The 10,683-nt window shown below is 57.8% G+C and carries 13 protein-coding genes; 7 read left to right on the top strand and 6 right to left on the bottom strand.

The window, feature by feature from the left end; genetic code table 11:
• Nucleotides 1-13: 13 nt before the first annotated feature.
• Nucleotides 14-778 (bottom strand): sulfite exporter TauE/SafE family protein, encoded by a 765-nt coding sequence (locus tag H9C73_RS02480; RefSeq protein WP_328797923.1) that lies wholly within the window; start codon nucleotides 776-778, stop codon nucleotides 14-16.
• 116 nt (nucleotides 779-894) lie between these two features.
• The gene (gene pdxR, locus H9C73_RS02485; RefSeq protein ID WP_209286205.1) at nucleotides 895-2,370 is read right to left on the bottom strand and encodes a MocR-like pyridoxine biosynthesis transcription factor PdxR; all 1,476 of its coding nucleotides are present in this window, start codon (nucleotides 2,368-2,370) and stop codon (nucleotides 895-897) included.
• 188 nt (nucleotides 2,371-2,558) lie between these two features.
• On the opposite strand from pdxR, the gene tauA reads away from it, so the two are divergent.
• The 3 genes from tauA to H9C73_RS02500 all read left to right on the top strand — a co-directional run bounded on the left by tauA (nucleotide 2,559) and on the right by H9C73_RS02500 (nucleotide 5,435).
• On the top strand, nucleotides 2,559-3,590 hold the full coding sequence (gene tauA / locus H9C73_RS02490; RefSeq protein ID WP_209286206.1) for a taurine ABC transporter substrate-binding protein: 1,032 nt from the start codon (nucleotides 2,559-2,561) through the stop codon (nucleotides 3,588-3,590).
• Nucleotides 3,591-3,651: 61 nt separating this feature from the next.
• Nucleotides 3,652-4,497, top strand: a complete 846-nt coding sequence (locus H9C73_RS02495) for a taurine ABC transporter ATP-binding protein (protein WP_236014042.1) — start codon at nucleotides 3,652-3,654, stop codon at nucleotides 4,495-4,497.
• Complete coding sequence (locus H9C73_RS02500) at nucleotides 4,497-5,435, top strand: ABC transporter permease subunit (protein WP_209286207.1); 939 nt, start codon at nucleotides 4,497-4,499, stop codon at nucleotides 5,433-5,435. Before H9C73_RS02495 ends, H9C73_RS02500 begins: the two co-directional genes overlap by 1 nt.
• 39 nt (nucleotides 5,436-5,474) lie before the next feature.
• Here the strand turns inward: H9C73_RS02500 and H9C73_RS02505 are convergent, their stop codons facing one another.
• Together H9C73_RS02505 and H9C73_RS02510 are read right to left on the bottom strand one after the other, a co-directional pair.
• On the bottom strand, nucleotides 5,475-6,002 hold the full coding sequence (locus tag H9C73_RS02505) for a DUF411 domain-containing protein (RefSeq protein WP_209286208.1): 528 nt from the start codon (nucleotides 6,000-6,002) through the stop codon (nucleotides 5,475-5,477).
• Nucleotides 6,003-6,082: 80 nt separating this feature from the next.
• The gene (locus H9C73_RS02510; RefSeq protein WP_209286209.1) at nucleotides 6,083-6,466 is read right to left on the bottom strand and encodes a hypothetical protein; all 384 of its coding nucleotides are present in this window, start codon (nucleotides 6,464-6,466) and stop codon (nucleotides 6,083-6,085) included.
• Between the two features lie 82 nt (nucleotides 6,467-6,548).
• On the opposite strand from H9C73_RS02510, the gene H9C73_RS02515 reads away from it, so the two are divergent.
• Nucleotides 6,549-7,265, top strand: a complete 717-nt coding sequence (locus H9C73_RS02515; protein WP_209286210.1) for a cupin domain-containing protein — start codon at nucleotides 6,549-6,551, stop codon at nucleotides 7,263-7,265.
• On the opposite strand, the gene H9C73_RS02520 is transcribed toward H9C73_RS02515, so the two are convergent.
• On the bottom strand, nucleotides 7,232-7,732 hold the full coding sequence (locus H9C73_RS02520) for a hypothetical protein (protein WP_209286211.1): 501 nt from the start codon (nucleotides 7,730-7,732) through the stop codon (nucleotides 7,232-7,234). The genes H9C73_RS02515 and H9C73_RS02520 overlap by 34 nt on opposite strands.
• A gap of 291 nt (nucleotides 7,733-8,023) precedes the next feature.
• Between H9C73_RS02520 and H9C73_RS02525 the strand changes: the two genes are divergently transcribed.
• The 3 genes from H9C73_RS02525 to H9C73_RS02535 all read left to right on the top strand — a co-directional run bounded on the left by H9C73_RS02525 (nucleotide 8,024) and on the right by H9C73_RS02535 (nucleotide 10,271).
• Nucleotides 8,024-8,782 carry a transporter substrate-binding domain-containing protein gene (locus H9C73_RS02525; RefSeq protein ID WP_209286212.1) on the top strand — a complete coding sequence of 253 codons (759 nt, stop codon included), beginning with the start codon at nucleotides 8,024-8,026 and terminating at the stop codon, nucleotides 8,780-8,782.
• 62 nt (nucleotides 8,783-8,844) lie between these two features.
• Nucleotides 8,845-9,513, top strand: coding sequence for an amino acid ABC transporter permease (locus H9C73_RS02530; protein ID WP_209286213.1), 669 nt, complete (start codon nucleotides 8,845-8,847; stop codon nucleotides 9,511-9,513).
• An 11-nt stretch (nucleotides 9,514-9,524) separates the two neighbouring features.
• A complete protein-coding gene (locus tag H9C73_RS02535; RefSeq protein ID WP_236014043.1) occupies nucleotides 9,525-10,271 on the top strand; it encodes an amino acid ABC transporter ATP-binding protein in 747 nt (248 codons plus the stop codon).
• Nucleotides 10,272-10,305: 34 nt separating this feature from the next.
• Here H9C73_RS02535 and H9C73_RS02540 read toward each other — a convergent pair whose 3' ends face one another.
• Nucleotides 10,306-10,647, bottom strand: coding sequence for a hypothetical protein (locus tag H9C73_RS02540; protein ID WP_209286214.1), 342 nt, complete (start codon nucleotides 10,645-10,647; stop codon nucleotides 10,306-10,308).
• Nucleotides 10,648-10,683: the final 36 nt, after the last annotated feature.

The raw sequence follows: 10,683 nt of genomic DNA on the forward strand, positions 1-10,683 counted from the left end.
CTGTTCAGATCAATCAGAAAATGCGGTATAGACCCAGCCCCACACCGCTGACTGACAACAGCGTCAGTACCGGCAAGGCAACGGGATGAAAGGATTCAGGTTTGAAGCGGTGAAAGCCCCATTGGCCCAGTTGAACACCGGCCAGTGTGGGCAACAGCAGCATCAGGAAAGGCGCCAGCAGACTGGCATCGAACACACCATGCAGATACAGCACCAGCAGCGCCAGCAAATCGGTTGCGGCCAGAAAAACTACCATGGAGGCTCGCTGAGCCCTGGCACTCAGCCCTGTGCCCAGCAGGTAACACACCACGGGTAACCCGCCCACCGATGCGGCCGCCGTAAAGGCACCGGATACAGCTCCTATAAGACTGGTTATACCGTTACTCAGCGGGCGGTTACCCTGTCGTGGCCGCCAGATCAGTGCCAGAGTCATCGCCAGCACACATATACTGATCAACAGCTTGAGCCAGCTTTCCGGTACCTGTGTCAGCACCAGTAGCCCCACCGGAATGCCCGCCAGCGCCCCCAGCCCCAATCGCACGACCAAAGGCTTGGAAAAGGCCTTGCTTGCCGCCCCCAGCAGCCCCAGAGAGCCAATCAGGTCCAGCAGCAGGATCACCGGCACACTCAGTTGAGGCGGCCAGATCAGATTCAGGCCGGTAATCGCGATGGCGGCAAAACCGAAACCGGTATAGCCCCGCACCAGTGCAGCAATGGCAACCAGTACGGTTGCCCATTCAAGGTGCTCGATCTCTGCCAGAGGAAGTAAATCTGTCACTGCATCGTCCACTCAACCTGCGCGAGCCGAATTGCCCGCGCTTGTGGCCACGTTAGGAGCAGAGTGGATCGAGGTGATAGATCCAGTTACAGGAGTTTGTAGGTCCAGCCGAACCTTTAAGCAGAGAGGAAACGGTCCAGTGAACGGCTGAGCCGCTCGATTCCCGGCTCAATCTTGTGCGCCGCAATAGCCGAAAAGCCGAGACGGAAGTAATTGCGCGGCGGCTCCGCGTTCAGGAAATGCACCGCACCGGGCTCGATCAACACGCCCTCACGGGCGGCTGCCCAGGACAACGCCTCGGTGTCTACCCCTTCAGGTGCCTCCAGCCAGATGGAGGAGGCACCCGAGCTGACCGGGACAGTATTCATGCCGGGCAGATGACGCTCGATGGCGGATTGCATCCGCTCCAGCTTGCTGGAATAGAGTTCGCGGATTTTACGCAAGTAGGTGTCATAGTGACCCTGTGCCAGAAAGAGGGCTGCCTGCCGCTGGTTGTTGGCAGGCGGGTGCCTATACATCAGACGCCGCAGCGCACGGGCCTCGGCAATCAGGGTCTCGTCCGCCACCATGAACCCCAGCCGCAACCCGGGCGAAATCGACTTGGACAGGCTCCCCATGTAGATCACTCGCTTGTCCCGATCATGGGCCTTCAAGGCCGGTACCGGCTTGAGTTGCATGTTGATATCCGCATCATAATCATCTTCGATCAGGATACAGTCCTGTTCAGACGCCAGTTGCATCAGGGCACGGCGCCGCGCTGTGGATAATTCCGCGCCGGTGGGGACCTGATGGCTGGGCGTGACATAGATGTAGTCACAACTATTCAGTCGATCATCTACCAGAATGCCCTCTTCATCGACCGGCTGCAGGTGCAACTGAGCCCCGAAGGTCTTGAAGATATTGCGCGCATCGCGGAAGCCGGGGTTTTCCAATGCCACCCGCGTCTTCCGGCCCAGCAACAGGTTAGCCAGCAGATAGAGCGAATTCTGCGTACCGATGGTGACCAGAATTTCGTTGGCTTCGGCGTAAATGCCTCGCTTGGGCAAGAGGCGTGTGCGTATCTGCTCCACCAGAACGGCATCATCCGAGTCCACACTGTCATGGATCCAGTCGCGGTCACTCATCCCTGACATGGATTTGCGCGCGCAGTCACGCCACTGCTCGATGGGAAAAAACTCGTGCTGCACCTGCCCGTAGATAAAAGGAAATTCAAACGCGCGCCAGTTATTGGGCTTGACGATCGCCTGCTCTTCACTGGGTCGATGCCGAAACCGAGTGGACCAGTCAGGCGCATCAGAAGAGTCGTCCGGCACCAGTTCAGTGCACAACTCTTCCGCCTGGTGAAAGGCCGGTGCAATGAAATAGCCTCTGCGACACTTGGGGACCAGATAGCCCGCATCCACCAACTGCTCGTATATCAGCACTACCGTGTTGCGCGAAACACCCAACTGCTGGGCCAAGCGACGTGATGAGGGCATGGGCTCGTCAACCGGCATGTGCCCACTGAGAATCGTCGCCACCAAACGCTCCCGGATCTGATCCTGCAGCGTGCGGCCGGGCTCAAAGTCGATCTTGAGATAGTGCTCATTCATGGCATAAGACTCGGGCTTCAACGGACTGTGCTTCAAAATGATGCAAGTCATATACCAGATGCTGAATCTGGACCCATGAGAGGTTGAATCTGGCTCTATGGTGTACACAAAGCTCGATTCTAAGGTGGATACAGGCTTTAACACCTGGCCGCTCACACGGCACCCACTTTAGAAATCGGAGTATTCCCATGAACAAGACCAGCCGTTCCAAGCTTGTCGGACGCATCGCGAAAAAACTGGCCATCGGCGCAGGTGCTTCCCTGCTCGTATCCCAGATGGCCTGGGCCGACACCCTGACTATCGGTTATCAGGGCATGATGAACCCCTGGAAAACCGTGATCGCTGACAAGGCACTTGAGGCCGCAACCGGCATGGACATTGAGTGGCGCCGCTTTGACTCCGGTGCCAAGGTTATCACGGCCATGGCTTCGGGTGATGTGGACATTGCCACCGCCGGCTCCAGCCCCATCGCGGCAGGGATCAGTCGCGGCGTTGATATTGAGCTGGTATGGATTCTGGAAAATATCAACGAAGCCGAGGCCCTGGTGGTACGCGAAGGCAGCGATATCAAGGCGCCACAGGACCTGAAAGGCAAGACCCTGGGTGTGCCATTCGTGTCAACGACCCACTTTCACACCCTTTTTGCCCTGGAGCAGTTTGGCCTGTCAGACAAGGATGTGAAAGTACTCAACCTGCAGCCGAACGCCATCTCAGCGTCCTGGCGCCGTGGTGATATTGATGCCGCCTTTATCTGGGACCCGGTACTCAGCCAGATCAAGGAGGACGGTCAGGTTCTGATCAGCTCCGGTGAGCTCAGTCGCTGGGGCAAGGCCACCTTCGACGGCATGGTTGTCAGCAAGGAGTATGGCAAGGCGAACCCCGAAGTCGTGACCACACTGATCAGCCTTGCCGCCAAGGCTGACGCCGACTACCGCGCACAGAAAGGCTCCCTGACCGCGGATTCCCCCATGGTGAAGAAAATTGCAGACATGACCGGTGGCGAAGCTGCTTCGGTACCGGGCGTACTGGACCTCTATCAGTTCCCCACACTGGCTGAGCAGACCAGCTGTGCCTGGCTGGGCTGTGGCGAGGAAGGTGGTGCCGCCAAGGCCCTTCGCTTCACCTCCGAGTTTCTCAAGGAACAGGGCAAGATCCCGGGCCTGAAAGAGCGCTACAGCGACTACGTAAACCCCTCATATGCCGAGAAGGTTGAATCCTGAGACGGTCAGTGGACACGCGCCAGCCCTGAACGGGCGGCGCCTGTCCGCAGGAGATGTAAAGATGAGCAGATTGCAGATTCATGATGTGTCGGTGGTGTACCCCGGCCTCAACAACGGTGAAGAGGTACACGCCCTGTCCCATATCAACTTCGCCATCGAGCCCGGCGAGTTCGTCGTTGCCCTGGGTGCCTCAGGCTGTGGCAAGACCACCTTGCTGAGCCTGATGGCCGGCTTCATATCCCCTTCGGATGGCTACCTGACACTGGGCGACAATCCGGTTTCCGGCCTGCCGCGCGTAGCCTGTGGCGTTGATCTGCATGACCAGATCGCAGGCCCGGGCAAGGAACGTGGCGTGGTGTTCCAGAAACACGCTCTCTTGCCCTGGCTGAACGTGATCGAAAACACGGAATTCGGGCTCAAGCTTCAGGGCATTCCACGATCCGAACGACGGGAGCGCGCCGCTTCGTTTCTGAAGCTGGTTGGACTGGAAGATTTTCACCAGCACCCGGTCTATCAGCTTTCCGGGGGCATGCAGCAACGTGTCGGTATTGCACGCGCCCTGACCAACGACCCGGAAATGCTCTTATTGGACGAACCGCTGGGTGCACTGGATGCACTGACACGCGAGGTGTTACAGGAGCTGTTGCTGGACGTGTGGAAGCAGACTCGGAAGATGATGTTTTTTATCACCCACAGCGTTGAAGAAGCCCTGTTTATGGCATCACGCCTGATCATCATGTCGCCAAGGCCGGGCCGGATTACGCACGAGTTCAAGCTGGACTTCAACGAACGTTTTCTTGAGTGCCGTGATGCACGCAAGGTGAAGTCCCTGCCCGAGTTCATCGAGATGCGCGAGAAGGTTCTGAGCATCATCCATGGTGACGAGCAATCCGGAGGTATGCACTGATGCTGGCTCAAAAAACACTGGATAACCCTGAACTGATGACCGATGCCGAACCAGCCGAGGTGCCCCCCTCTCCATCACGGCAAGAGGTACGACCTGCCCCCACGTTGCTGCAGCGCGCAGCCAGGCTATTTGCAGCAGGCCCTGCCAAGCCCGGTGATGCCTTTGGTGCTCCGGGACAGGGTCGCAGCCTGGCCATCAGCATCGTCACGGCTCTGAGCCTTATCGGACTCTGGTTTCTGTCCACAACCGCCGGCTGGGTCGAACCCCTGTTCCTGCCCTCACCCACTGCCGTCATTGCTCGCTTCTGGGAAGTGCTGACAGAAGGTTTTGCCAACGCCACCCTGATTGAACATACCGGCTGGAGTATGCTGCGTGTGTTCGGGGCCTTTGCTCTGGCACTGGTTACGGCCGTGCCGATCGGGATTTTCATGGGTGTAAATCGTATCGCGCGTGGCCTGTTTGATCCGATTATCGAGTTCTACCGCCCGCTGCCGCCCTTGGCGTACCTGCCGCTGGTGATTATCTGGCTCGGCATTGGCGAAACCTCGAAAATCGTATTGATCTACATGGCGATTTTCGCACCCATGGCGCTGAGTGCCCGTGCCGGGGTGAAGTCGGTGGCCATCGAACAGATTCACGCCGCTTACTCAATGGGCGCATCCCGTTGGCAGGTGGTGCGCCATATCATTCTGAAAAGCGCCTTGCCGGAAATTCTGACCGGTATGCGCATCGGCATCGGTTTCGGTTGGACCACGCTGGTTGCGGCAGAGATGGTGGCCGCTCAGGCCGGGCTGGGGTTCATGGTGTTGAACGCGGCGGAGTTCCTGGTCACGGATGTGGTAATCATGGGCATCATTGTCATCGGCATCATTGCCTACCTGTTTGACCTGTTGATGCGCTTTGCAGAACGTAAGCTGGTGCCCTGGAAAGGACATTGACCCGAAAAAGGCCCCGGTGGTACGGGGCCTGCTCTCAAATCAGTACTGCTCAGACTGCTCATCGATGGTGGCATAGACTTCATAGCCACCATCTTTTTTCATCAGCAGCACCTGATAGGGGGCAAAACGATCTCCCACCTCCATGCCCGGGCTGCCCATCGGCATGCCGGGTGCGGTCAGCCCCAGAGCTCCCTCAGGCGGGTTGGCCAAAAACCGTTTAACCAGCTTGGCCGGCACATGGCCTTCAAACAGGTAACCGGATTCGGTCACGGCCGTGTGGCAGGAGTGAAAACGGTTTTCAATGCCCATATCGAGCTTCATCTGCGTCAGGTTTTGCGGATGAAAGGCACGCGTTTCAAAGCCGTTTTTTTCAGCATGTTCAATCCAGTCGCCACAACAGCCACAGGTCGGGCTCTTGTACACGTTCAGATGTTCCGTATTGGACTTCTTCAGCAGGATGCTTTGGCTGCTGGTTGCCTCGGCGGCCAGCAGCGGAGAAGAACCGGCTGCGAAGATCAGGCCGGATACAACAGAAGCAAACAGGGACTTGCGCAGAACACTTTTCATTGGGTACTCCAGAAACACTCGCCTGCATTGTCAGGGTGCAGGGCATCATCAATCACAAAGGGTCTATTCAATGCATCGAATTAGCTGGTTCTGGGAGGCTGATACGGCGGATCCGGCCTGATATCGGACCACAACTGCGTTGCCGGTGGCGGGATGGCACGCACCCGCATCAATGGCAAGGGCGTAATGGGTACCGTTACCCAGGCGGTCATTTGGGTACACTCAAGTGCACAGCGGTCCAGCGCTTCACTGCAACAGTCTGCCGGCTCAGGTGCCGCGCAATCTGATCCGGATGTATCCTCACAGTGTACAAACATGTCGTACTGGGGCGAGACCGGTGTCTCCATGCCAGACGCATGACTCAAGGTCAGTAGCTGAGCTGTCAGCACAAGCGCCATCAAGAGCGTCAGGCATAGCGCCTGATACACTTTTCTGGCTGTATTGTTGCCGACCCGTTCAGTCACGCTGAGCCCCTGTACAATTGAATACTCTGTATGGCGATTCGCCAAGAGTGCTTGATATTACGTCAGATCATCGAGGATAGGAATGGTTCCCGACACACCCAACTCACGGTCTCTGCCGGAAAACCTGAATCTGGACTTCACCCGGCATGTCGTTCACAGAACGGCAGAAATGGACTGGTATCCAAGCCCGGCAAAGGGCGTGGTGCGCAAGCCGCTGGAGCGCGAAGGCCGGGAGTCGGGCCGCACCACCAGTATTGTCGAGTACGCACCGGGTACCGCATTTTCCAGCCATCCCCACCCGCTGGGTGAGGAGATTCTGGTGTTGGAGGGCGTGTTCTCGGATGAGAGCGGTGACTACCCGGCGGGCAGCTACATTCGCAACCCACCCGGAAGTCGACATGCGCCTTTCAGCCGTGAAGGCTGCACCCTGTTCGTCAAGCTGAACCACTTCAACCCCAGTGACAGTGCAGAGGTACGTATCAATACGGCCGAGCAGCCCTGGCAGCCGGGCATTGGTGGCCTGGAGGTCATGTCACTGCACCACTTTGAAACGGAGCACACGGCACTGGTGAAGTGGCCGGCAGGTGAACAGTTCCAGCCTCACCGGCACTTTGGCGGAGAAGAGATTCTGGTGCTGTCGGGTGAGTTTTGTGACGAGCACGGGCGCTACCCAACTGGTACCTGGCTGCGCAGCCCGCACTTGAGCGAGCACTGCCCGTATGTGGAGCAGGAAACCGTCATTCTGGTCAAAACCGGTCACCTGCCTCAGTCCGAGGCTCTAAGCAGCGCTTCGTCCTGAAACACGGCAGTCCGAACATGGCCCGTTTTCCGGTCAACGTAGTACCAGTATTCACGTTGCCGGCCGCCGTGGATCTTTTGGTTTTGTCGATCCGGGAAGCCCCAGGCTCGCTTCACCTGTGAGGGTGTCATGCCGGGCAGCAGCCTGCCCTGCCCGACCGCCTGTTCAACCGCCCTGCGCTGCAGGCGACGCCTGCGTGCATCGGCTGCCTGTTCGTTCTGTCGCGCACGGGCTGCCTGACGACGCTGCGCCTGTTCGCCCCAGAAACGTTCTGCCTGCTCGCGCCGCTGGCGTTCACTTTGACCGGGTGAGGCAGCAGCGGGGGGCTTGATGCCGGTGGGTGCATCACCCACCTCACAGGGGGTCGACTGGAACAGCCGCCGGCCATCCCGCTCACAGCTGTACACCTCGGCCATTGAGTAAACCGGCAGCAGCATCAGGCTGCTCCCCAGCAGAATCCATCGCATGTTTTTTCCTTCCATCCGTGAAGTATTGTCAGCCGCAAACGCCCGTTGCAGACCTGCATCACAGACTAGCATGCCCGTTTGAACATCGGAATATCGCCCGAAATTGAAGAAATCTGGCGTAAAACAGACACAAATGCTCAATCAGCATGCCATTTTGGCGCGATATTTGATTTTTACCAGAAGGATGAACCATAGTATTGCGATGGAGTTACAGGCAGCGATCCTGCCTGAACCTGTCCATTTGACTCATGCGGCGCCACCAGCTGCCGCTCTTACTGCAAAGGAGTGATTATGAAAACAAAATGGCTCAAAACCCTCGGTATGGGGCTGGCACTGTCCGCGGCTGCAGGCGCTGCGCAGGCTGAAAACCTGCGTGTTGTGACTGACCCGAGTTTCGTGCCGTTCGAAATGATGGATCAGGCAACCGGCAAGATGATCGGTTTTGATATGGATATTCTGGCCGAGGTGTCCAAGCGCGCCGGGTTTGAATATGACCTCAACACCATGGACTTCAACGGTATCATTCCTGCTCTTCAGACCGGTAATGTGGATATGGCACTGGCCGGTATCACCATCACCGAAGAGCGTGAAAAGATCGTCGATTTTTCAGATCCCTACTACGACTCCGGCCTGCGTATTCTCGTACGTGCCGACAATGACCAGGTGGATGAAATTTCCGACCTGGAAGGCGCCAAGATCGGCACCAAAATTGGCAGCACCAGCTACAACTTCCTGATGGATACGCTGGAGCAGGATGGCAACGTGACGCCGTATCCGGGCAGCTCCGACATGTATATGGCGCTGATGTCCGGCGCCGTGGACGCGGTGTTCTATGACGCGCCCAACGTCGGCTATTTCTCCAGCACCCGTGGTCAGGGACGTACCAAAACGGTTGGTCCGCTGTATGAAGGCCAGCAGTACGGTATCGCGCTCAAGCAGGGCAGCCCCTGGGTGGATGAAGTGAACGCGGCTTTGGCTGAAATCAAGGAAGACGGCACCTACAAGGCCATTTACGAAAAATGGTTCGGCAAGATGCCGGGCAGCGAATAAGTCCCCCATGGCCGGCTACGCCTGTAGCCGGCTGATTTCTGTTTACCACGGAGCATTCATCAGTGGAATTCCAGTTTCAATTCGACTGGCAGGCAGCGATTAACTCCATTCCCTTCCTGTTGAAGGGGCTTCCCTACACCCTCATGATTTCGTTCGGCGGTCTGCTGATCGGCTTTCTGCTGGGCATCCTGTTCGGGCTGCTCAGCCTCAACCGTCGCTGGTATCTGCGCTGGCCCGCCACCGCCTATATCGAGATTTTCCGCGGCACCCCCATTCTGGTGCAGGTGCTGTTCATCTTCTATGGTCTGCCGGACCTGGTCGGCTCGCCCATTGAGCCCATGACGGCCGCCATCGCCGCCATCGCCTTCAACTCAGGTGCCTACATCTCGGAAGTGGTCCGCGGCGGCGTTCAGTCCATTGCCAGGGGACAGCGCGAGGCAGGCCTGTCACTGGGGCTGTCGCGCATTCAGACTTTCACGTACATCATCTGGCCTCAGGCGTTTCGCCGCATGATCCCGCCACTGGGTAACCAGGCCATTGTCAGCATCAAGGATACCTCGCTGTTTTCCGTAATCGGCGTGGGCGAACTGGTCCGACAGGGGCAGGTGTATATTGCCAACACCTTCACCGCCTTTGAGGTCTACTTCGCCGTGGCGGTGCTGTACCTGATTATCACCCTGTCACTCTCACTCCTGCTGCGCCTGGTCGAGCGCCGCGGATCAGCAGCCTGAGGACCGGTTTCATGTCACACATTGTTGAAATCAACGAACTGAACAAGTACTTCGGCGAGCATCACGTACTCAAGGATATCGACCTGCAGGTGGAAACCGGCGAGGTGGTCGTCATCATCGGTGCCAGCGGGTCCGGCAAATCCACCCTGATCCGTTGCATCAATGGACTGGAAGAGTACAACTCGGGCCAGCTGGTGGTAGACCAGCAACCGCTGGCACCTCACGGCGGCAACCAGAAGGCGCTGAACGCCATTCGCAAGGAAGTGGGTATGGTGTTTCAGCAGTTCAACCTGTTTCCGCACCTGAATGTCCGCCGCAACATCATGCTGGCGCCCATGAAGGTGAAAAGTACCGACCAGGAGGCAGCGGCCGATCACGCGGACCGTCTGCTCGAGCGCGTCGGCATTGCCAGTCAGGCGGACAAGTTTCCCGGCCAGCTGTCCGGTGGTCAGCAGCAGCGCGTGGCCATTGCCCGGGCACTTGCGATGGAACCGCGCCTGATGCTGTTTGATGAGCCAACCTCAGCGCTCGACCCGGAAATGGTGGGTGAGGTGCTGGACGTCATGCGTGAGCTGGCACGTGAAGGGATGACCATGCTCGTGGTCACACACGAGATGGGGTTTGCGCGTGAAGTGGCCGACCGTGTCATCTACATCCATGAAGGTCGCATCGTGGAACAGGGCGCGCCTGATCAGGTGTTTGATAACCCGCAAAACGAACGCACCCAGGCATTTCTCTCCCGGGTACTCTCACACTGAGCACCACCCTAATCAGGAACCGCCGGTCCGGTTGCTATAGCCGGACCGGCTGCTTGGCCTCATATACGGCAATCTTGGACAGTAACGTAATCTTGTCGACAGCCAGGTTGCAGTCCACCTTGACCGGCGAATCCGTCAGCCGTCGCCCATAGGAACGGGTTTCACCTTCGGACATGCGACGCCGTTTTTCATGGTTACAGCGACGGTCATGAATCGAGCCGCGCCGCTCAGGTCCCTTGTAAAGAGAGAACATGTATCCCTTCCACCATTCTTCCGATTCCTGAACAGTTGCGAGACTCGGGCTCAGCTGACGCCCGCTTTCGTCACACCAGTAGAAACAGATTCGTCCATCCAGAAAATCTTTGAAGAGCTTCATGGTTGCACCGATGCTTGGGGTCCGTCTCCGCGGACA

The organism is Marinobacterium alkalitolerans, assembly GCF_017776525.1.
Lineage (GTDB): Bacteria > Pseudomonadota > Gammaproteobacteria > Pseudomonadales > Balneatricaceae > Marinobacterium > Marinobacterium alkalitolerans.